General features: G+C 62.8%; 17 protein-coding genes. 12 read left to right on the plus strand and 5 right to left on the minus strand.

All coding sequences use genetic code 11. The annotated features are described in order from the left end of the window. Positions 1-141: 141 nt before the first annotated feature. The 6 genes from HS968_RS25990 (at position 142) to HS968_RS26015 (ending at position 7,182) form a co-directional block, all read left to right on the plus strand. A complete protein-coding gene (locus HS968_RS25990; protein WP_182369452.1) occupies positions 142-717 on the plus strand; it encodes a TetR/AcrR family transcriptional regulator in 576 nt (191 codons plus the stop codon). A gap of 396 nt (positions 718-1,113) precedes the next feature. Next, positions 1,114-2,151, plus strand: coding sequence for a branched-chain amino acid ABC transporter permease (locus HS968_RS25995; protein ID WP_182369453.1), 1,038 nt, complete (start codon positions 1,114-1,116; stop codon positions 2,149-2,151). Beyond that, on the plus strand, positions 2,151-3,926 hold the full coding sequence (locus HS968_RS26000) for a branched-chain amino acid ABC transporter ATP-binding protein/permease (protein WP_182369454.1): 1,776 nt from the start codon (positions 2,151-2,153) through the stop codon (positions 3,924-3,926). The genes HS968_RS25995 and HS968_RS26000 overlap by 1 nt, the downstream gene beginning before the upstream one ends. Next, positions 3,923-4,690 (plus strand): ABC transporter ATP-binding protein, encoded by a 768-nt coding sequence (locus HS968_RS26005; RefSeq protein ID WP_182369455.1) that lies wholly within the window; start codon positions 3,923-3,925, stop codon positions 4,688-4,690. The genes HS968_RS26000 and HS968_RS26005 overlap by 4 nt, the downstream gene beginning before the upstream one ends. Positions 4,691-4,747: 57 nt before the next feature. Then, positions 4,748-5,884: an ABC transporter substrate-binding protein gene (locus HS968_RS26010; protein ID WP_182369456.1), complete on the plus strand. Its 1,137-nt coding sequence runs from the start codon at positions 4,748-4,750 to the stop codon at positions 5,882-5,884. Between the two features lie 59 nt (positions 5,885-5,943). Next, positions 5,944-7,182, plus strand: coding sequence for an OprD family outer membrane porin (locus HS968_RS26015; protein ID WP_106737990.1), 1,239 nt, complete (start codon positions 5,944-5,946; stop codon positions 7,180-7,182). A gap of 51 nt (positions 7,183-7,233) precedes the next feature. Here HS968_RS26015 and HS968_RS26020 read toward each other — a convergent pair whose 3' ends face one another. Both HS968_RS26020 and HS968_RS26025 read right to left on the minus strand, forming a co-directional pair. Next, positions 7,234-7,803, minus strand: a complete 570-nt coding sequence (locus tag HS968_RS26020) for a flavin reductase family protein (RefSeq protein WP_182369457.1) — start codon at positions 7,801-7,803, stop codon at positions 7,234-7,236. An 83-nt stretch (positions 7,804-7,886) separates the two neighbouring features. After that, positions 7,887-8,630: an SDR family oxidoreductase gene (locus HS968_RS26025; protein WP_182369458.1), complete on the minus strand. Its 744-nt coding sequence runs from the start codon at positions 8,628-8,630 to the stop codon at positions 7,887-7,889. A 141-nt stretch (positions 8,631-8,771) separates the two neighbouring features. Here HS968_RS26025 and HS968_RS26030 point away from each other — a divergent pair, with 141 nt between their 5' ends. Next, positions 8,772-9,683, plus strand: a complete 912-nt coding sequence (locus HS968_RS26030) for a LysR family transcriptional regulator (RefSeq protein WP_182369459.1) — start codon at positions 8,772-8,774, stop codon at positions 9,681-9,683. Between the two features lie 111 nt (positions 9,684-9,794). Continuing rightward, positions 9,795-11,099 carry an MFS transporter gene (locus tag HS968_RS26035; protein WP_182369460.1) on the plus strand — a complete coding sequence of 435 codons (1,305 nt, stop codon included), beginning with the start codon at positions 9,795-9,797 and terminating at the stop codon, positions 11,097-11,099. A gap of 4 nt (positions 11,100-11,103) precedes the next feature. On the opposite strand, the gene HS968_RS26040 is transcribed toward HS968_RS26035, so the two are convergent. From HS968_RS26040 to HS968_RS26050, 3 genes are read right to left on the minus strand one after another with little or no spacing between them, the layout of a single operon-like run. After that, a complete protein-coding gene (locus tag HS968_RS26040; RefSeq protein WP_182369461.1) occupies positions 11,104-13,362 on the minus strand; it encodes a TonB-dependent receptor in 2,259 nt (752 codons plus the stop codon). Between the two features lie 22 nt (positions 13,363-13,384). Beyond that, positions 13,385-14,614, minus strand: a complete 1,230-nt coding sequence (locus HS968_RS26045) for an MFS transporter (protein WP_182369462.1) — start codon at positions 14,612-14,614, stop codon at positions 13,385-13,387. Then, complete coding sequence (locus tag HS968_RS26050; protein ID WP_182369463.1) at positions 14,598-14,987, minus strand: hypothetical protein; 390 nt, start codon at positions 14,985-14,987, stop codon at positions 14,598-14,600. The genes HS968_RS26045 and HS968_RS26050 overlap by 17 nt, the downstream gene beginning before the upstream one ends. A 147-nt stretch (positions 14,988-15,134) precedes the next feature. Here HS968_RS26050 and HS968_RS26055 point away from each other — a divergent pair, with 147 nt between their 5' ends. The 4 genes from HS968_RS26055 to HS968_RS26070 all read left to right on the plus strand — a co-directional run bounded on the left by HS968_RS26055 (position 15,135) and on the right by HS968_RS26070 (position 21,138). Continuing rightward, a complete protein-coding gene (locus tag HS968_RS26055; protein WP_182369464.1) occupies positions 15,135-16,088 on the plus strand; it encodes a helix-turn-helix transcriptional regulator in 954 nt (317 codons plus the stop codon). A 118-nt stretch (positions 16,089-16,206) separates the two neighbouring features. Continuing rightward, entirely contained in the window at positions 16,207-16,695 is a 489-nt protein-coding gene (locus tag HS968_RS26060; protein WP_202884198.1) for a carboxymuconolactone decarboxylase family protein, read from the plus strand. A 178-nt stretch (positions 16,696-16,873) separates the two neighbouring features. Continuing rightward, positions 16,874-19,015: a TonB-dependent receptor family protein gene (locus tag HS968_RS26065; protein WP_182369468.1), complete on the plus strand. Its 2,142-nt coding sequence runs from the start codon at positions 16,874-16,876 to the stop codon at positions 19,013-19,015. Between the two features lie 305 nt (positions 19,016-19,320). Next, positions 19,321-21,138: an AAA family ATPase gene (locus HS968_RS26070; protein ID WP_182369470.1), complete on the plus strand. Its 1,818-nt coding sequence runs from the start codon at positions 19,321-19,323 to the stop codon at positions 21,136-21,138. Positions 21,139-21,155: the final 17 nt, after the last annotated feature.

Here is a 21,155-nt window from a genome sequence, read left to right on the forward strand (position 1 = left end):
ATGAGCGATAACGACAATGGCCAGGTTCGTAGCACGCATGCCACGCCCCATGGCGGAAACATGAGCTAGAATCGCAACCTCGCTACCGACCGACAGCCATGCACGGTCAGCCCCTCACCTTCTCAGAACAAGGCTCCGACAATGTCTGTACGCCCTAATCTGACCCGGGAAGATTGGATCCATGCCGCCCAGCAGGTACTGGTCAAGGGCGGCGTCGATGCCGTCCGGGTCGACACGCTGGCCAAGGAACTGAACATCACCCGCGGCAGCTTCTACTACCACTTCAAGAGCCGTAACGAGCTGCTCGAAGGCATCCTCGGTGGCTGGCGCACGCGCGCCACGGAAGACGTCATTCTCCACCTCAGCGACGCCCAGACCACACCACAGCAGCAACTCCAGCGCCTGATGGAACTGCCCCTGCACGGCCAGACCGCCAAGGAAGCTGCCGCCATCGAGCTGGCCATTCGCGCCTGGGCACGCCGTGACGAGCACGCCCGTCAGGCCATCGACGAGGTCGACCGCTATCGCCTCAGCTACATCAAGGGCTTGCTGCTGCAGGCCGGCGTCGAGGCACAGGACGCCAGCGACCGCGCCTACCTGATCTACGCCTACCAGATCAGCCTGTCGTTGCTGAACAACAACGAACCCGCAGGCGAGCGCCTGTCCCGCAATACCCGCCTGGCCGAGCTGCTGGTACCCACCGCACAGCGCGCCTGAAACCTGCAGCGGCCAGCAGTGGCGGCCGCACGCCCTACAGCCTTGTAGGGCGTAGACCTCGTAGAGCGCTGCCCAGGCAGCACCAGAACAAGCCCGGAAATACCTGAGCACTCGGCGGCTGTTGACAGCCTCGAAGGGTTCCGGCTAGCCTTTCAACATACACATTCACATGTGTATCTCTGAAGGACGAAATCGTCATCGTCTGCAGAAAATCAATTACAAGAACAACAACCCGGATAGCCGCTATGCGCCTGCATGCTCCTCCAGGGTGCGCAATATCTGGCCTGCAAGGCCGATACATGCACCCAGCCCAGTCCCGCCCCCTATTCCGACCGGACGGCCCGAGCATTGCGCTTCGTGCCGCGAACCTGCACAACTGTCTGGAGAGAAGCTGACATGGATGCGACCATTGCCGCCTTTCTTCTCCAGGATGGTCTGACCACCGGTGCGATCTACGCACTGATCGCCCTGGCCCTGGTGCTGGTATTCGCCGTGACCCGGGTGATCTTCGTCGGCCAGGGCGACTTCGTCGTGTTCGGCGCACTGACCCTGGCCTCGCTGCAGGCCGGCATGCTGCCACCGACCTTCTGGTTGTTGCTCGGCTGCGCCGTCGCCGGTTGCGTGCTGGACTGCGCCATCGCCATCCGTCATCAGCACCTGTGGCGCCTGCCACGCATCCTGCTCAATTACCTGCTGCCCAGCACCCTGGTCTGGGCCGCGCTGAGCGCCTTCGACCTGAGGAACCTGCCAGGCCTGGCGCAAGTCGCGCTGACCCTGCTGGTGGTCACCCCACTCGGCCCGCTGCTCTATCGCCTGGTCTACCAGCGCCTGGCGGAAACCTCGGTGCTGATGTTGCTGATCGTCTCGGTGGCGCTGCACATCGTGCTGCTGGGCTTGAGCCTGCTGATGTTCGGCGCCGAGGGCTTCCGCACCGAAGCATTGAGCGATGTCGCGCTGACCGTCGGCGAAATGCAGGTCAGCCTGCAGAGCCTGATGGTGATCGGTTGCGCCCTGAGCCTGATCATCATGCTCTATCTCCTGTTCGGCCACACGCTGTACGGCAAGGCGCTACGTGCCACCGCGTTCAACCGCAACGGTGCGCAACTGGTGGGCATTCCCACGCGTCTGGCCGGGCAGGCCGCATTCGCCCTGGCGGCACTGGTCGGCACCTGCTCGGGCATCCTCATCGGCCCGCTAACCACGCTGTATTACGACTCGGGCTTTCTGATCAGCCTCAAGGGCTTCGTCGCCGCCATCATCGGCGGCCTGGCCAGCTACCCGATGGCCGCTGCCGGCGCCTTCCTGGTCGGCACGCTGGAAAGTTTCTCGATGTTCTGGGCCTCGGCCTACAAGGAAGTGATCGTCTTCACCCTGGTGATTCCGGTGCTGCTGATCCTCTCCCTGAAACACTCGCACAGTGGGGAGGAACACTGATGAACCGCCGTTTGCTTGCGTTGCTTCTGTTGCTGGTCGGCATCGTCCTGGCGCCCCAGGTGCTGCAACCCTTCCATGTCACCCTGCTCAACTATGTCGGGCTGTACAGCCTGGTGGCGCTGGGCCTGGTGGTGCTCACCGGCGTCGGTGGGCTGACCTCGTTCGGCCAGGCCGCATTCGTCGGCATTGGCGCCTACGCCACTGCCGTAGTCAGCGCCAATCTCGGTCTGTCGCCCTGGCTGGGCCTGCTCGCCGGCCTCGGTATCACCCTGGTGGTGGCACTGCTGCTCGGCCTGCTGACCCTGCGTCTGGCCGGCCATTACCTGCCGTTGGGCACTCTGGCCTGGGGCCTGGCGCTGTACTACCTGTTCGGCAATCTGCCGATGCTCGGCGGCTTCGCCGGGATCGCCGACCTGCCCTACATCCAGCTCGGTGGCTGGACGATTGACAGCGCCAGCGACTTCACCCTGATCATCGGCGTGTTGCTGGTGGCTGTGCTGTGGATGCTCGGCAACCTCCTCGACAGCCGCCAGGGCCGCGCCATCCGCTCGCTCAAGGAAGCCAGTGGCATGGCCGAGGCGATGGGCGTGAACACCATGCGCAGCAAGCTGCTGGCCTTCGTCCTCGCTGCTCTGCTGGCGGCGCTGTCGGGCTGGATCTACGCGCACATGCAGCGCATCGTCAATCCGACACCGTTCTCGGTGACCATGGGCATCGAATACCTGTTCATGATCGTCCTCGGCGGCGCCGCCAGCCTGTGGGGCGCACTGGTCGGCGCCGCGCTGCTGACGCTGTTCAAGCAGGTGCTGGAAGATGTGCTGCCGCAGTTGCTGGGCGGCGGTGGCGGCACCCTGGAGCTGATCGTTTTCGGCGCGCTGATCATCCTCGTTCTGCAATACGCCAAGGACGGCCTGCTGCCGCTGCTGCAGAAATACCTACCCAGCCCGAAGCCACGCGTGCTCGATCTGCACGATGCCGAACCGTTGCCCCGGCGTGAGCCGGAACCCTTGCGCAGCAACCAGCCGCTGCTGGCCGCCGACCGCCTGGTCAAGCGCTTCGGTGGGCTGGTGGCCAACAACGACATGAGCCTGGCGGTACACGCTGGTCAGGTCGTCGCGCTGATCGGCCCCAACGGTGCCGGCAAGTCGACCCTGTTCAACCTGCTTACCGGCGTACTGCCACCAACATCCGGCCAGGTGTTCTTCAAGGGTCAGCGCATCGACGGCCTGTCGCCGCGTGCTATCGCCAAACTTGGCGTCAGCCGCACCTTCCAGCATGTGCGCCTGCTGCCCGGCATGAGCGTGCTGGAAAATGTCGCCCTCGGCGCCCATCGCCGTGGCAACGCCGGTGTGCTGCGCGCGCTGCTGCGCTTCGACCGTGCAGAGGAGCGCCGCCTGCTCGCCGAAGCCGCCCGACAGATCGAGCGCGTCGGCCTCGCCGAGTACATGCACACCCCAGCCGGCAGCCTGGCCCTGGGTCAACAGCGCATCGTCGAGATCGCCCGCGCGCTGTGCAGCGACCCGCAGATGCTGCTGCTCGACGAGCCAGCCGCCGGCCTGCGTTACAACGAGAAGCAGACCCTCGCCTGCCTGCTCGAACAACTGCGCGAGGAAGGTCTTGGCGTGCTGCTGGTCGAGCACGACATGGACTTCGTCATGGGCCTGGCCGACCACATCGTGGTGATGGAATTCGGCCAGCGCCTGGCGACCGGCAGCCCCATGGAAATCCAGGACAACCCGGCGGTACTGGCCGCCTACCTCGGAGGTGTGGAATGAGCAGCCTGCTGCAGGTCAAAGGCCTGTCGATCAGCTACGGCAAGGTGGCAGCGGTACGCAACCTCGACCTTGAGGTGGCGCAAGGCAGCATCGTCAGCCTGATCGGCCCCAACGGCGCCGGCAAGACCACGTTGATGTCGGCGCTGATCGGTTTGCTGCCGTCCGCCGGGGACATCCTCTTCGACGGCCAGCCACTGCTGCCCCACCACGATGTGGCGCACCGCGTCGGCCAGGGCATGCTGCTGGTGCCGGAAAGTCGCGAGCTGTTCAGCGAGATGAGCGTCGAGGACAACCTCCAGCTCGGCGCCTTCAGCCGACGCCGCCAGGGCCATCGAGATCATGCGCAGACCCTGGAGGAGGTCTACGGCCTGTTCCCGCGCCTGCGCGAGCGCCGCCAGCAGGCCTCCGGCACGCTGTCCGGCGGTGAGCGGCAGATGCTCGCCATCGGCCGCGCGCTGATGGGCAAGCCACGCCTGCTGCTGCTCGACGAACCGAGCCTGGGCCTGGCGCCACGGGTCATCGGCGAAATCTTCGAGATCATCCAGAACCTGCGTGCCAGCGGTGTTTCCATCCTGCTGGTGGAACAGAACGCCCGCGCCGCACTGAAGATTTCCGACTACGGCTACGTACTGGAGGTCGGCGAAAAGGTACTGCAAGGCCCGGCCGCCGAGCTGGCCGAAGACCAGCGTGTGATCGAGACCTACCTCGGTCGCAAGTCTGCCAAGGCCGCACCTGCGGCCAGTCAGGCCGTGGCGGCGCACTAACCACACCCACGGCCTGCAACGTTTCAGAACAACAACAACCCCACTGGAGCGTCACCCATGAAGAAACTGATCCCTCTGCTGCTCAGCGCGGCGGTGAGCACTGCCGTGCACGCCGACATCAACATCGGCCTGGTGCTATCCACCACCGGCCCCGGCGCCTCGCTCGGCATTCCCGAGCAGAACACCGTGGCCCTGCTGCCTCAGGAAATCGCCGGCCAGCGCATCAACTACACCGTGCTCGACGATGCTACCGACAGCACCGCCGCCACCCGCGCGGCGCGCAAGCTGGTCAGCGAGAACAAGGTCGACCTGCTGATCGGCTCGTCCACCGTGCCGACCTCCGCCGCCGTGGCTCAGGTCGCCCGCGAGACCAACACACCGCAGATCGCCCTGGCCCCCTTCGCCCCCAGTGGCGACGCCAGGCACTGGATCTTCACCGTGGCGCAAACCAACCTGCTGATGGCCGACGCCCTGGTCAAACACATGCAGGAGAACGGCGTGAAGACCGTCGGCTACATCGGCTACAACGACGTCTGGGGCGAGGACTGGCACAAGGCCCTGGAAGAGCTGCTACCGAAAGCCGGCATCAAGCTGGTGCGCAATGAACGCTTCAACCGCACCGACTCCAGCGTCAGCGGCCAGGCCCTGAAGATCAAGGCGGCCAACCCGGACGCCGTGCTGATCGGCGCCACCGGCACACCGGCCGCTCTGCCACACACCGAACTGCGTCGCCTTGGTTACAAGGGCCCGATCTATCACACCCATGGCGCCGCCAACAGCGCCTTCCTGCGCATCGGTGGCAAGGATCTGGAGGGCTCGATTCTCGCCGTCGGCCCGGTGGTGGTCTGGGATCAACTGCCGGACAGCCACCCATCCAAAGCCCCCGGCAAGCACTACGCCGAAGCCTACGAGGCCAAGTACGGCGCCGGCAGCCTGTCGCCGTTCGGTGCCTACCTGTACGACGCCATGCAACTGGTCGAAGCCGCCATCCCGAGTGCGCTGCAAGGCAGCGAAGCCGGCACCGTCGAATTCCGCCAGAAGCTGCGTGACGCCCTCGAGCAATCGAGCGGTGTCGCCGGCAGCCATGGCGTGTACAGCCTCTCGGCTGACGACCACTTCGGCCACGACCAGCGTGCCCGCGCGCTGATCACCATCAAGGACGGTCAGTGGCAGCTGCTCGAGGCCCCGCAATAACCCTCACCACGCCTTGCCATCGCGTTACCCGAACCACAACAAAAACAAAGGTACGTTCAATGAAACCGCTATACGCACTGCTTCCTCTGCTGGTTGCCACACAGGTCGCCCAGGCCGACTTCATCAAGGACAGCAAAGGTTCGCTGCAGATTCGCAACTACTACTTCGACCATGATTTCCAGGGCGGTCCAGGCCTGGACGAAATGCGTGAATGGGCCCAGGGCTTCATTCTCAAGGCCGACTCGGGCTACACCGAAGGGCCGGTGCAGTTCGGCCTGAGCTTCATCGGCATGACCGGCTTTCAGCTCGATTCCAGCCCGGATCGCACCGGCACCGGCCTGCTGTCGTTCAACCCGCGCACCCGTGAGGTCAACGACAACTATTCCAAGGCCGGTATCTCGGCACGCTTCAAGGTCTCCAACACCGAACTGCAAGTCGGCCACATGACGCCGCTACTGCCGATCATGTTCCCGGTGACCGCGCGCCTGTTCCCGCCACTGTTCCGCGGTGGCATGGTGACCTCCGGCGAGATCGATGGGCTGACCTTGCGCGGCGGTTACTTCGACCGGCAGAAATACCGCGACTCCACCGAAGACGCCAAGCTGCGCGTCAGCGGCCTCAACGGTCGCTTCAACGGCACTGCGGAGTCCAGCGGCTTCATGTTTGGCGGTGGCGACTACAAGCTGCTCGATAACCTCACCGGCTCGTACTACTACGCGCAACTGAACGACATCTACAAGCAGCACTACGTCGGCCTGACCCACACCACACCGCTCGGCCCGGGCGCGCTGAAGAGCGAGGCCTATTACTTCGACAGCAGTGAGGACGGTGCGGCCAAGGCCGGCCGCGTCGACAACGGCAACCTCAACCTGAACGCTGCCTACACCCTGGGCGCCAACACCTTCAGCCTGGGCTACATGCACCTGAGCGGCGATACCGGCATGCCGTACCTGGCCAGCATCGACCCCTACGTGATGGTCGGCGGCGCCCTGGCCACCGAGTACCTGAACCCCAAGGAGCGCGTGTGGCAGTTCAAGCACGACTATGACTTCGCCAGGCACGGCTTGCCGGGCCTGAAGACGCAGATCCGCTTCATTCAGGGCCGCAACATCCACGAGCCGGTGGCCGACGGCAACGGCGAAGAGTGGGAACGCGATCTGGAGGTGTCCTACGTGGTGCAGAGCGGCAGCCTGGCCGGTCTCGGCCTGCGTCTGCGCCACGGCCACTACCAGAACAACTTCAGCCGTGATGTCGAGCAGACCCGCGTCAACATCGACTACACCCTGGCACTCTGGTAACCGCAGCACGCTCTCCAGTACAGCCCACGGCATGCCGTGGGCTTTTTCGTTTCAGGCCTTCAGCGCCTCGCCAATCGCGTAGTAGTGCCCGCCCGCCACGTGATGCAGGCTGCGCAGGCTCGGGTCGGCCGTTTCGAAATGCCAGCGACCGTCGCGGAACACGCGCTCGTCGGCCCAGGCCGCGATCACCTCGCCGATGAACAGGTCGTAAGCCTGCTGGTTGTGCGACTCATCGATCAGCCGGCAGACCAACCAGGCCGAACAGCCCGCTACCAGCGGCAGGTCGTGGCCTTCCATCTCGAACAACTGCACGCCGGCATGGGCCAGCTTCGCCGGATCGTCGGCCAGGCTGGCGTTACCCACCGCCTGGGTCAGTTGCAGTTGCGCCACGGTCGGCACCTGGATGGCGAACAGGCCACTGCCTTCGATCAGCGCGCGGGTGCGGGTGGCCTTGTCCAGCACCACGGTGAGCTTCGGCGGGTCGAAGTCCAGCACACAGCACCAGGCCGCCGCCATGACGTTATCCACAGCCTGGTAGCGAGCCGACACCAGCACGGTGGGGCCGTGATTGAGCAGACGGTAGGCCTTGGCCAGGTCGACGGGACGGATCGACGCGTTCATGCAGACTCCTGAAAGCGAAAAAGGCGCTCGCATGCTGGCCCGTGAAGGCCCGCATCGCAAGCGCCTGCAACAGCGGTTGTGGATCAGAACTCCTGCACGGTCGGGCGCAGGACGATCTCGTTGATGTCGACGTCGGCCGGCTGCTCGATGGCGAAGGCGATGGCGCGTGCCACCGATTCCGCCGGTATCGCCTGTTTGTAGAAGTCGACGACGAAGTCGCGGCTTTGCTGGTGCGAGCTGCCGAACTTCAACTCGGAGTCCACCGCGCCCGGTTCGATGGTGGTGGTGCGGATGCTGCCGCCGACCTCATGACGCAGCCCTTCGGAGATGGCCCGTACGGCGAACTTGGTGCCGCTGTAGACGGTGCCGCCCGGGCTGAACACCTTGATCCCGGCCACCGAGGCGATGTTGATGAAGTGCCCGGCGTTCTGCTGCTGGAACACCGGCAGCGCCGCGGCGATGCCGTACAGCACGCCCTTGATGTTGATGTCGATCATGCGCTCCCACTCCTCGACACGCACGTCGCCCAGCGGCGCGATGGCCATATAGCCGGCATTATTGACCAGCACATCGACGCGGCCGAAGCTGTCCAGTGCGCCCTGGATCAGTGCCTTGACCTCGTCGGCGCGAGCCACGTCGGTGGTGTAGGCCACGGCCTCACCGCCAGCGGCAGCCAGTTCGTCGACCAGTTGCTCGAGACGCTCCTTGCGCCGTGCAGCCAGCACCACCTTGGCGCCCAGCTTGCTCAGATGACGCGCAGTCGCTTCGCCCAGACCGCTGCTGGCGCCAGTGATGACCACGACCTTGCCGGAAATGTTGTTGCTCATGGTGATGCCCTCTCTCGATTCGTTGGAGTGTCCGGCGTCACTCGCTGGACATGGGCTCACGTTAGAGGCGATTTCCGTTTCAATGAATGGAAGAGTTTGGATTAGGCTATTCCATATTCTGGAACAAAAAGGTGCCCCGACATGCTCAATCGCATGGAGATGATCCGCATCTTCTGCAGCGCAGCCGACTGCAGCAATTTCCGCGAAGCAGCGACTCGCCTGGGTGTTTCGCCGCAGGCGGTGACCCGCGCGATCAAGGCGCTGGAAGAGGAGCTGGGCGAGATTCTGTTTCACCGCAACACCCGCCAGGTGCACATCACTGCCTTCGGCGAGGCTTATGCGGTGCGCGCCCGGCAGATGCTGGAGGATTTCGATGCGCTGTTTCGCGGCCATCGCGCCGAGGCCGAATCGGCCATCGCCGGGCGCATCGGCATCACCGCGCCGCAGGCCATCGGCAAGCGCTTTCTGGTGGGCTTCCTGCAACCCTTGCTCAAGCAGCACCCACAACTGGTGCTGAACCTGCGCCTGGAAGACGAGATCACCGACGCGGTGGAAGCGCAGATCGATATCGGCATCCGCGTCGGCTTCCTGCGTGATAGCCGCTACGTCGCCCGCGCCCTGGCGCCGGTGCCGTTGCAGGTGGTGGCCACGCCGGAACTGATCGCCGCCAGCGGCGCGCCGCGTGACCTCGACGAGTTGCAGCAGCGGCCGCTGTCGGTGCTGATCGACCGCAAGAACGGCCGCCCCTGGCCGTGGACATTCGCCCACGGCCCCAGCCTGCATCCCCCCACGCCAGCGCTGGTGTGTGACGACCCCGAAGCCGAGCTGGAAGCCGTGCTCGCCGGCCTGGCCTACGGCCAGTTGCCCGCCTACCTGGCGCAACCGTACCTGGAGAACGGCCGCCTGCAGGCGGTGCTGACCGAGCAGGCACCCGATCCCTGGCAGTTGTTCATCTACCGCCCGCAGCAAGGCCCCGTGCCGCCAAGGGTGCGCCTGGTGTTCGATCACCTGCGCGCCTGCTTTTCCAACCCGGCACAGTTTCCCCAGGGCTGAGGTCGCTCACGGCAACGCCGCTGTCGCCTGCGAAGCGCTTCGCACAGGGCGCAGCCGATAACGTCCAACCTGATCGCCAGACCGTCTGGCCCGAGCATCAGGAGATGACGTATGAACGCCGCAGCCCACGGTCAACAGGTCAGCCCGGCCACCTTGCACAAGGTGATCGCCGCCTCGGCCATCGGTAACTTCGTCGAGTGGTTCGACTTCGCCGTCTACGGTTTCCTCGCCGTGACCATCGCCTCGCTGTTCTTCCCGCCGGGCAACCCGACCCTGGCACTGCTGCAGACCTTTGCGGTGTTCGCCGTGTCGTTCGCCCTGCGGCCGTTGGGTGGCATCGTCTTCGGTATCCTCGGCGACCGCATCGGGCGCAAGCGCGTGCTGTCGATCACCGTGCTGCTGATGGCCGGCGCCACCACGCTGATCGGCCTGCTGCCGACCTACGCCAGCATCGGCCTGTTCGCCCCGCTGCTGCTGGCCCTGGCGCGCTGCCTGCAAGGCTTCTCCGCCGGTGGCGAGTATGCCGGCGCCTGCGCCTTCGTCATGGAGCATGCGCCCACCGAGCAGAAGGCGCGCTATGGCAGCTTCGTGCCGGTCTCGACCTTCATGGCATTCGCCTGCGCCGCCGGGCTGGTGTTCGGCATGGGCGTCTGGCTGGATGAGGTACAGATGCAGGCCTGGGGGTGGCGCGTACCCTTCCTGATCGCCGCGCCGCTGGGCCTGGTCGGCCTGTACATGCGCCTGCGCCTGGACGAGTCACCGGCCTTCCAGGCCCTGGCTGCGCAACCTCACCCTGAACATTCGCCGCTGCGCGAAACCCTGCGCGAGCATGGCGGCACCGTGCTGTGCCTGTCGGCGTTCATCTCGGCGACGGCGCTGTCGTTCTATATGTTCACCACGTATCTCACCACCTACATGCAGGTGGTCGGCGGCGCGGCGCGGCCGACCGCCTTGCTGGCCAGCCTGATCGCGCTGTTCTTCGCCGCCCTGTTGTGCCCCTTCGTCGGGCGCTATTCGGATCGCGTCGGGCGCCGCCGCACCATCCTCACCGCCGGAGTGGCGTTGATCGTCGCGGTGTATCCGGCCTTCACCCTGGCTGCCTCGGGCACCCTGTTGGCTTCAGCCCTGGGCGCCATGCTGCTGGCAGTGGGTGCGGTGATCTGTGGGGTGGTAACGGCGGTGCTGCTGTCCGAGCAGTTCCCCACCCGGGTGCGCTACACCGCCTCGGCCTTCACCTACAACCTGGCCTACACCATCTTCGGCGGCACCGCGCCGCTGATCGCCACCTGGCTGATCGAGGTGACCGGCAACCGCATGTCGCCGGCCTACTACCTGATCGCCATCGCCCTGCTGGCCCTGGCCGGTGGTCTGGCGCTGCCGGAGTCCTCGAAGCGGCCGCTGAGCTACCAGCGCTGAACGATCAGTACTGCACCGAGTAGCTGAGGCCAAAGGTGCGGCCGGCTGCCGGCAGGCTGGAGATGGCACCGTAGGTGGCCTCGGCCTGCTGACCGTAGACGGTCTTGTAGTCGCGGTTGGCCAGGTTGTAGACGCCGAAACCGACCTCGCCGCCCAGCCAGGGCGCGTGAGCGATCAGGTCGAGCACGGTATAGCCCTGGATCTTGGTCGCCGGAGTGGCGCGGATGGTCGGGCTGATCGCGGCGGACTGAGCGTCGTCATAGGCGCGGTCACTGCCGCCCACGGTGAGCGCCTGCAGGCGCACGCCATAGCCATCGAGGAAGCGCCAGTCACTGTAGACGGTGGCCTTCAGCGGCGAGACGCGGAAGGCATTCAGCTCGCGCCAGTTACCGGCGGCGTCCTTGTACTGGCCACGGGTGTAGGCCAGGGTACCGCCCAGCGTCCAGCCCTCGACCACCGGCACCTGCAAGTTGCCTTCGGCGCCCCACACGCGCTCATCGGTGTCGGCCACCGAGACGCTGAAATCGCGGTTGAACTGCACCACCTTGTCGGAGGTGTTGTAGAACGCGGTCACCCCGGCGTTGAGGCCGCTGGCATCGCCCAGGCGCCAGCCCAGTTCGTAGTTGTTGACCTTGATCGAATCGATGCTGCTGCTATCGATGACGAAGCTGGCCGGCACGTCGCGCAGCATGCGCTGGGTGTCGGGCAGGCTGAAACCCTGGGAGAAATTGGCGAACAGTTGCTGGCTGTCGGTCAGCGCATACACCGCGCCTAAGTTGAACAGGGTCTCACTGTGGCGCACGTTGCCGCCTTCCAGGGTGCGCGCCTGGTAACCGGCAACGGTCGCGGCGGTCACTGCCTCGCCATAGGGGATGGAATCGTCCACCTCGTTGCGGATGGTTTCGCGGCGCACCCCGGCCTGCAGGCTGAGGCGCTCAGTGAGCTGGTAGTCGCCCTGCAGGAACGCGCCGGTCTTGCTCACTTCCACGTCCGGGCCCATCGCAGCGCTGTAGGTCTCGCGGTAGTTAAGGCCATTACTGGGAACGAAAGCACCCCATAAATCGTAGAACTGAGCGTTCTGGCTGTCCTGCTCGCGCTCATGATCCAGGCCATAGGTGAGTTGCAGGTCGCGCCCGGCCAGCTCGAAGCCTTTCTGCAAGGCGGTGCGTACGCTCCAGACGTCGATGTCAGTGCTCGACTGCATCACAACATCGATAGCACCGGGTGTTGCTGCATTCGCCACACGACTGGCGAAGGGGAACCAGCGCGATTTTTCCTTGCGGTAGTAGGCTTCGGCGGTCAGTTGCTGGCCACCCAGCAAGTCGCGGTTGAGGTACTGCGCATTGGCGCCGTAGTGGCGGGTGCGCGGCTGGTCGTCGAGTTGCAGGCCATCGACGGCCTTGTGACTTGGGTCGGCGCTGCTAAACAGAACATTGAGATTGGGGCCGTAATCCGGGCCGTAGTCGCTGTCCTGCTCGTCGTTGTAATAGCGCACGCCAGCGCTCAGTTGCTGGACGTCGTCCAGGTGCCAGGTCAGGCGACCGTTGAAGTCGAAGCTGGTGGTGTCCTGACGGTCGGTCTGGGAGATTTCCGGGCCGATACGATCACCGTCAGCATCGCGAATCTCGCCCTGCTTGGTGAAGCTCAGGCCGGCGAAACCGCTGACCGCGCCCTGGTGGAAGGCAGCGGTCTGCGAGGCCTCGTAGGCCATGGCGTCACGCGCCGCCTTGCCAGGAGTACGCAGGCCGATGCGGCTGCTGAAGTCGCTGGTTTCATCGTCGGCATTGCGGGTGATGATGTTGATCAGGCCGCCGGTGGCGCCGGCGCCGTAGATGCTGGTAGCGCCGGAGATCACCTCGATGCGCTCGATCATCGCCGGGCTGATGCTGTTGAGCTGGCGCGAACCGTCACGCGAGCCGGTCAGCGGCACGCCGTCGATCATCACCTGCACGGTGCGCCCGCGCATGGTCATGCCGTAGTTGCTGGTGGTGCCGCTGCTTGGCGCCAAAGAAGGTACAAGCTGGCCAAGGATATCGGAGGTGGAACGGCCGGCCGCAGCCTGCTCGGCAACCTGCTCGCGGTCGATGTTGTACACCGTGCCGGCGATCTCGGCGATGCTCTTGGCCGAACGGGTGGCGGTGACCACCATCGGGCCGAGCTCCTTGACCTGGCTGCTCGTGGTGTCGTCGGCCTGCGCGTGGAGCGCGCCGCTCACCGCCAGGCTGAGCAAGGTGACCTGCATGGATGCCGAAAGATGCCTCATGGTTTCCCCCAGAGAAAGCGCGTCAATGATTGTCTGTGCCGGCCTGGATGCGCCGGACGATAGGTTTGCAAAGCAGGACGCTGAGCACTGAAAGCGCACCCAGCAGCAGGTAATAGGTTTCGTAACCCAGGCCCTTGGCGAGAAAGCCCGACAGCGAGCCACCGACGAAGAACACCAGCAACTCGAAGCACACCAGCACGGTGAAATCGGTGCCGGCCTGCTGCCGCGAACAGAGCTGCATGAACAGGGCGTAGAGGCTGGTCATCGCCAGGTAGCGGATGGCCAGGAGCACCAGCACCATGGCGCCGAGCCACAAGGGCGAGCCGTCGGCCAGGCCGCTGAGCAGCAGCCCGGCGACCGCCAGGTAGGCCAGGCTGCGCAGCCAGCCGGCGCGCAGCAGCAGGGTCGCCGCGCGCTGGCCCTGCAACAGGCGTGCAGCCGCCACGGCGGCGAGCAGCCCGACGCTGGCGCCGGCCACCGACATCAGCAGGCCGATCTGCGTCAGTGACCACTGGCGATCCACCAGCATCGGCGTGAGCATGGCCATGGCCGGCGCCTCGACCAGGCGATAGACCAGGATCAGCAGCAGTGCCCAGCGGATCTCCGGGCGCTTGAAGGTGGCGATGAAGCCCGGCTTGGCCGCCTCGGCCTGCGCCGGCAGGCGGTCATCGACCCGCGCGACTGCCAGCATGGTCAGGGCACTCAGGCCGGCCAACGTCAACAGCGCGCTCTGCCAGCCAAGCACCTGGTACAGCCACAGCACGCCGGCGCCACCGAACATACTGCCCAGGGCCACGCCAATGCTCTGCGCCATGCTGCCCAGACGATGATCCTCACTGGCCAGCGATTCCACGGTGTAACCGTCGATAGCGATGTCCTGGGTGGCAGCGAAGGTGGATATCCACAGGCTCACCAGCACGAACAGCAGCAGGCCGTGCTCCAGCCCGGTCATCGCCAGCAGCAGAATGCCGGCCACCAGCGCCGCCTGGGTCAGCCACAGCCAGGTGCGACGCCGGCCGAGGCTGTGCAGATAATGCCGGTCGACCAGCGGTGCCCAGAGAAACTTGAATGCCCAGGGGATGTAGAGCAGCGAGAGCATGCCGATCCAGCGCAGGTCGACACCCTGGCTACGCAGGATGGCCGGCATCGCCACGTTGAAGAAATACAGCGGCAGCGCGTGGGCCAAGTACAGCACCACGATCACCGCCAGCGCCAGCCGGGTCACCGGCACCTGCTCAGACGGACGCTGCATGATTCACCATGCGCTCGGAGATCCAGCGATAGCCGTGCGTCCTGTCCAGCGTGACGAAATAGGGCACGCCCCAGGCGGCATGCAGCGCCGGGGTGTCGAGCCGGGCCTGCTCGTCGGCATCTCCAGCGATGCGCACCAGCCCCTGGCAGACCTCGCGGAACGCCGCCTTGTGCTGCTTGTACCAGACGCCCTGAATGGCCCGGTAATCCTCGGCGAAGGTGCTGCCCTCGCGGGTACTGGAAATGAAGAAGAACGGCTGACGGCCCTCGATCAAACGCTCGATGCCGTCCAGCCACTGGCTTATCTGCGCCGCGTCGACATGCTCGTGAAAGACCGCCTCGACCACCGCCGTTTGCGTGAGGAGCAAACCCATCGCTGTGTGATTCCCATGATCGTTGGTGACGCAACCAAAACGATTGCGACCTCATTGCACATGAGAATAATTCTGAACAATGTTGCGCGCTTAGGCGAAAAGAAGGAAAAATTAGCCGCAACGAAACTTCCAACCTGGAATCGTGTCATGACCCTCTTCACCTGCGGCCAGCTCAGCGATGTCGCCCACACCCTGGGCGGTAACCTGCATTTCCAGCGCGAGCTGCCGGGCGAACAGCCGGTGCTCGATGGCGAGCAACAGGTGCAGGTACTGAGCGAGGGGCTGGTGCTGTACTTCAGCCACAGCCGCGACCTGGTCGACGCCAGCAGCTACAACCGCCTGGCACCAGGCATCACCGCCGCCTTCCTGCTGCAAGGCGAAGCCGAAGTCAGCCTGCCGCGCCAGCGCCTGCACTTCGACGCGCGCCCAGGTGGCCAGCGCGCCATGCTGGTCAACCTGACCGATAGCGATCAGTTCCAGCGCCACTGGCGCAGCGGCCGCGAAGAAACCAAGGTGTGCCTGAGCATCACCCCGGACTGGCTGCAGCAGTTCGCCCTCGGCAGCCAATTGCGCAGCGACACCCTGCTGCGCTTCAGCCGCAACCACTGGCACAGCTTGCCCTGGCAACCCTCGGCGGACATCCTCCAGCGCGCCCACCAGTTGCTCGAACGTGACGCGACCCTGCCGCCGCTGCTGCAGCGCCTGCAACGCGAGAGCTTTGCCCTGGATCTGGCCTGCGACATCCTGCGCGGCATCGACACGCCCCAGGAGAAACGCCTCGGCAGCCACCTCGAACGCTGCCTGGCGCGCCTCGAGGAGTGGCTCGACAGCGGCGAGGCAGACGCCCTGAGCATCGCCGACATGGCCCGCCGGCTCGGCACCAACCCGGTCGACCTGCAGAACGCCTTTCGCAGCCGCAACGGCACCACCATCGCCGCCTACCTGCGCCGCCAGCGCCTGGCACGTGCCTACCAGGCCATGCGCCAACAGGGTCTGTCGGTGGAAGAAGCCGCCAGCCTGGCCGGTTACGAGCACCTCAGCAGCTTCAGCGCCGCCTTCAAGCGCGAGTATGGTTTTCCACCGTCGCAGGCACGGCGCTGAGCGAAGTGGATCAATCCGAATCTACACAATTGGATCTATGTGACTGGGCCACTGCTGCGTAGATTCACCGCTACCGGGGCAGGCCATCACGCCATCGCGCCCCTCAATGCGGATACGGATGAACACCATGAGCCAGCGCCTCGATTACTTCGCACTCTCCCCCAAGGCTTCCGGCAAATACGCCGAGTTTTCCATGCTGCTGACCCGCAGCCCCTTTCTTGCGCCGCTGGCCCACCTGGTCATGTTGCGCGCCTCGCAGATCAACGGCTGCGCCTTCTGCGTCGACATGCATGTGAAAGAAGCGAAGATCCATGGCGATCGTGAGCTGCGCTTGCACCATGTCGCCGTGTGGCGTGAATCGCCGCTGTTCTCCGCACAGGAGCGCGCCGCGCTGGAATGGACGGAAGCCCTGACCCAGCTGTCAGCGCACGGCGTCTCCGATGCCATCTACGCCAGCGTGCGTGAACAGTTCTCCGAGCAGGAACTGTCGGAGCTGAGCTTTCTGGTGATAGCCATCAACGGCTGGAACCGCCTCAACGTAGCGTTCCGCACCGTGCCAGGTTCTGCCGACAAGCAGTTCGGTCTGGACAAGGCGGGCCTGGCCTGAGTTTATCCACAGGCCGCGGTCGGCCTGTGATGCGACCGCCCTTCTTCTCCCTGAGCGGCCCGCTGCACAGCACGGGCAAAACCGGCATGATGTGCCCCGCGCCAGCACCGAGCTGGCGTGACGAATCCTCGTCGGCATCCATCAGAAACACTCGCCGCCCGCTCAACGGAGCCCCTGCATGCTGCCCCTGCCGCTTTCCCGCCAACCTGCCCGCCTCACCTTGCTCGCACTCGCCTGCCTGAGTAGCCACAGCGCCTTTGCCGAAGAGCCCGTGCAGCTCGATTCGCTGCAGGTCAGCGGCGTGCAGATGAGCGAAGTGGAGGCCGCGCGCGAAGAGCTCAAGCGCGTGCCGGGCGCGACCAATGTGGTAGATATGGCCAAGGTCGAGCAGGGCCGCGTGGCCGGCGTCGCCGATGTGCTGGCCTACCAGCCCGGCGTCTACGCCCAGTCGCCCGGCAACGAAGGGGTGAAGATCAGCGTGCGCGGCTCAGGCATCAACCGCGGCCCCGGCTCGCATGCTTCCGGCACCCATATCATGCTCGACGGCCTGCCACTGACCGGCCCCGGCGGCACACCCTACGAACTGCTGGAACCGCTGTGGATAAGTCGCGCCGAGGTGCTGCGTGGCGCCAACGGCTTCGACCGTGGTTCGCTGGCCCTGGGCGGCGCCATCGACTACATCACCCACACCGGCTACACCGCGCCCAAGCTGCAACTGCGCTACGAAGCGGGCAGCCGCGGCTACCAGAAGCGCAGCATCGCCTCCGGCCAGGTGCTGGGCGATTTCGACTATTACCTCGCCCTCACCGACAGCGAAACCGACGGCTATCAGGATCACTCCTCGGGCAAAGGCAAAGGCATCGCCGGCAACTTCGGCTACCGGATCAACGAGAATCTGGAGACGCGCTTTTACCTGCGCTACCGCGAGACCGAGCATGATATTCCTGGCCGTCTGACCAAAGCGCAGATCGAGCATGACCCGCGCGCCGCAGCCGCCAACAACCTGCGCATCGACGCCTACCGCGACCAACCCGGCAGCACCTGGATCACCAACAAGACCACCTGGCAGATCGATGACGACTCCACCCTGGTGGCAGGCCTTGCCTACCACCACTACCCGATGGACTTCGCCGAAACCGCCTACCGCGACAGCGCCTATCGCATTCGCGTGGACTACAGCGATGTTAGCGCGACGCTGAACTATACCCGCCGACACACCCTGTTCGGCCTGGATAGCACGACCACCATCGGCTTTCGCAACACCACCAGCCTGCCCAGTAGCAAGTCCAGGGAAAACGCTACCCTGCCGATGACCGTGGATGGCACTGTCTACCCCGCAGGCACCCTGATGCGGGCCTACGAGCACCTGGGCTCGGACAGCGTGCTGCATTTCAGCAACGAGCTGCAGCTGGCCCCCGATCTGTGGCTGACCAGTGGCCTGGCGTTGATCCATACCCGTCGTGAAGTGCAGGTGACCTGGCCGGCCAATGACGACAAACTCGACGAAAGCACCTGGGACTACGCGCCGCGCATCGGCCTGCGTTACCAGCTCAACCCCGAGGTGCAGCTGTACGGCAATATCAGCCGCTCGGTGGAACCGCCACATGCCTGGTCGATGATCTGGGGCTCACCACGACGCTTCAACGCACCGGACCAGCCGTACAACGCGCGGCAACGGGCACCGGTCTCGCTGGACAACCAGACCGCCACCACCTTCGAGCTTGGCGCCCGCGGCGACTCGGTCATTGGTGAATGGGATCTGGCCTACTACTACTCGCAGGTGCGCCACGAGCTGCTCACCGTCGAGATCGAGAACAACGTCTTCGCCGAATCCAACGCCAGCCCCACCGTGCACCAGGGCATCGAAGCCGGCCTGACCAGCCCGCTGTGGCAAGGCGGCGCGGCCGGCGCCCTGGCTCTGCGCCAGGCCTACACCTTCAGCGACTTCCACTACCGCGACGACGATGAATTCGGCGACAAACGCCTGCCGGGCCTACCGCGTCACTACTACCAGGCCGAGCTGCGCTACGACCACCCGAGCGGCTTTTACGCCGGCCTCAACACCCAGTACGCCTCCAAGGTCGCCGTGGACTACGCCAACTCTTACTACGCCGACGCCTACGCCACCTTCGGCGCCACCCTGGGCTACGCCTCGCCAAAGGACGACTGGCAAGCCTGGCTCGACCTGCGCAACCTGACCGACAAGCGCTATGCCGCTACCGTGACGCCGGGCTATAACGACAACGGCGCGGATGTAGCGCGCTCCACGCCTGGAGAAGGGTTTGGGGTGTATACGGGGGTTTCTTGGAGTTGGTTGTAAGCCGAGGGCTTTTGCGACTGGCTGGAAACTGATCGAAAACGCTTTGGCTGTTTTCCTTACTTGCGTTTCAATTAATAGCCGGCCATTGCGGGCCCTGCACTTTTCCGTCTAGGCTGCAACACCATCGCAGATGGGAAAACGATAGGGTTACTGATTATGCCTGCTGCAGCCAGACCAGTCTCTCATTTGCTATTTTTGGTTTACATCCAAAAAACTGTGTAAGAAACAAAAACTCCATATAAAATTCAGCACCTCTCCGACTTTAAAAACCAGTAGGAGTGCAAGTAAAAAATGAGGGCCTTTCAATGCGTTTATTGCACTATATGGAAATCGAAAACTTTAAACGTTTCGGAGAATGCCAACGTATTGAGCTTGATCATCCAGCAGTTCTAATCGGCCCTAATAATTGCGGAAAAACAAGCGCCATACAAGCTCTAGCCCTATGGTCACAAGCAGTAAGAACCTGGTATGACGTACGCAAGGAATCATCGGCTAAAGAGCGCACTGCAACATCACTTAACAGATTAAATATTGTTGCTGTACCAGTTACACGAACACGTTTTTTTTGGCACAACACCCAAGTCCGCAAGGCCAATAAAGACATTCCTTTAATAATCACAGTCGGCGTAGAGTTTAAAGGAAAAATATGCTCTTTACCTATGCGATTTCGCAGCCAAGGTGATGAGTTAGTATATTGTTCACCAGATGAATCCGTCATAAGCGATCTTGAGTTTATTTCATACGCCGCCAACCTAAAAGTTGAACTTCTTTATCCAATGTCAGGCTTAGATACAGAAGAACCTGTTCTACAGCCAGGAAGAGTCGACGTCCTGTTAGGACAAGGTCGTACTGCTGACGTTTTAAGAAATCTTTGCCTAACTGTATACAAATCATCAACTAATGATTGGAATCGTGTCACGCAATTAATGCGCCGACTCTTCAATATTGAGTTAGGGAAACCAGAAGAGACTACTCGCGGAAGTATAACTCTAAATTATCGCCAGCACGGAGTTAAAGAAGCATTAGACATTTCCTCAGCAGGACGCGGGATGCTACAAATGCTTCTTGTTTTTGCATACCTATACTCTCACAAAGGTGGTGTATTATTAGTTGATGAGCCAGATGCACATTTGGAAATACTCCGTCAGAAACAGGTTTATGTTCTTTTACGCGACATAGCTAGTGAAAATGGCTCACAAGTTGTTTTAGTAACTCACTCAGAAGTAATCCTTGACGAGGCCCTAGATAGAAATTTGACTTTATTACTAGAAGGTCGAGCAGATGATCTAGCGAAGAGGCAGGATATTCGGAACAGCTTGAAGCATTTTGGTGCCGAGCATTATGTCAAAGCTAGAGAGCGGGGTTATGTTCTCTACGTAGAAGGAGGCACAGACATTGATATGCTTCGAGCATTAGCCGAACGACTTGAGCATCCTGCTATATCAATCTGGGATGAGCGAATTAATACTTTTTACGTTCAAAATAACTATCCACTTCAAGATGTTAATGCAGAACTAGAGCGAGTTGAGGGTGGTTTTGGCATAACACCTATTGATCACTTCAATGGCTTACGCAATTTGCTACCTGACCTAAAAGGGCTAGCGATATTAGATAATGACGGTCAAAATCGACAAGACCGAGACCTTGGCTCTTTATCTATTCGTTATTGGCGGCGCTACGAAACTGAAAACTACTTTATAACTCCCGAACTTCTAAAGCGCTATGCAATCAGCCAATACCCCACCGATGATTTATTCTCCACCCAGATTCTTACGACAATTGAAGAATCTCTAGCAGAGATAATAAAAGCTTCTGTCTTCGATGACAGCAGAACTGATTATGAGGCATGGACAAACTCACCTCCTGAGGCAGCTCGCTTGATTTGGGAGGCCAAGACAGAACGGCGTAAGCTGAGCACAATCGCAGAAGATTTTTTCCGTACTCTATCGCGAAAACTTGGCGGTAGCATGCTACTCAAAAAAGGGGAGCTACATCGATTAATGCCTCAAGCGGAGCTTTCAAGCAGTGCTGCTGCAGAAGTAAGCGCCAAATTAGACTTACTTTATCAATTGTTTAAGAATTCTCTTGGCCACGAAGAACATGATAAAGAGCTAGATGAGTAATTTCCTTATGCATCCCA

Origin of the sequence: Pseudomonas berkeleyensis, assembly GCF_014109765.1 — a bacterium.
In the GTDB taxonomy this organism is placed as follows: Bacteria; Pseudomonadota; Gammaproteobacteria; order Pseudomonadales; family Pseudomonadaceae; genus Aquipseudomonas; species Aquipseudomonas berkeleyensis.

Bases quoted from the DNA above. Each gene is read 5' to 3' on its own strand.
- HS968_RS25990 (WP_182369452.1), top strand. From the start codon at position 142: ATGTCTGTACGCCCTAATCTGACCCGGGAAGATTGGATCCATGCCGCC.
- HS968_RS25995 (WP_182369453.1), top strand. From the start codon at position 1,114: ATGGATGCGACCATTGCCGCCTTTCTTCTCCAGGATGGTCTGACCACC.
- HS968_RS26000 (WP_182369454.1), top strand. From the start codon at position 2,151: ATGAACCGCCGTTTGCTTGCGTTGCTTCTGTTGCTGGTCGGCATCGTC.
- HS968_RS26005 (WP_182369455.1), top strand. From the start codon at position 3,923: ATGAGCAGCCTGCTGCAGGTCAAAGGCCTGTCGATCAGCTACGGCAAG.
- HS968_RS26010 (WP_182369456.1), top strand. From the start codon at position 4,748: ATGAAGAAACTGATCCCTCTGCTGCTCAGCGCGGCGGTGAGCACTGCC.
- HS968_RS26015 (WP_106737990.1), top strand. From the start codon at position 5,944: ATGAAACCGCTATACGCACTGCTTCCTCTGCTGGTTGCCACACAGGTC.
- HS968_RS26020 (WP_182369457.1), bottom strand. From the start codon at position 7,803: ATGAACGCGTCGATCCGTCCCGTCGACCTGGCCAAGGCCTACCGTCTG.
- HS968_RS26025 (WP_182369458.1), bottom strand. From the start codon at position 8,630: ATGAGCAACAACATTTCCGGCAAGGTCGTGGTCATCACTGGCGCCAGC.
- HS968_RS26030 (WP_182369459.1), top strand. From the start codon at position 8,772: ATGCTCAATCGCATGGAGATGATCCGCATCTTCTGCAGCGCAGCCGAC.
- HS968_RS26035 (WP_182369460.1), top strand. From the start codon at position 9,795: ATGAACGCCGCAGCCCACGGTCAACAGGTCAGCCCGGCCACCTTGCAC.
- HS968_RS26040 (WP_182369461.1), bottom strand. From the start codon at position 13,362: ATGAGGCATCTTTCGGCATCCATGCAGGTCACCTTGCTCAGCCTGGCG.
- HS968_RS26045 (WP_182369462.1), bottom strand. From the start codon at position 14,614: ATGCAGCGTCCGTCTGAGCAGGTGCCGGTGACCCGGCTGGCGCTGGCG.
- HS968_RS26050 (WP_182369463.1), bottom strand. From the start codon at position 14,987: ATGGGTTTGCTCCTCACGCAAACGGCGGTGGTCGAGGCGGTCTTTCAC.
- HS968_RS26055 (WP_182369464.1), top strand. From the start codon at position 15,135: ATGACCCTCTTCACCTGCGGCCAGCTCAGCGATGTCGCCCACACCCTG.
- HS968_RS26060 (WP_202884198.1), top strand. From the start codon at position 16,207: ATGAACACCATGAGCCAGCGCCTCGATTACTTCGCACTCTCCCCCAAG.
- HS968_RS26065 (WP_182369468.1), top strand. From the start codon at position 16,874: ATGCTGCCCCTGCCGCTTTCCCGCCAACCTGCCCGCCTCACCTTGCTC.
- HS968_RS26070 (WP_182369470.1), top strand. From the start codon at position 19,321: ATGCGTTTATTGCACTATATGGAAATCGAAAACTTTAAACGTTTCGGA.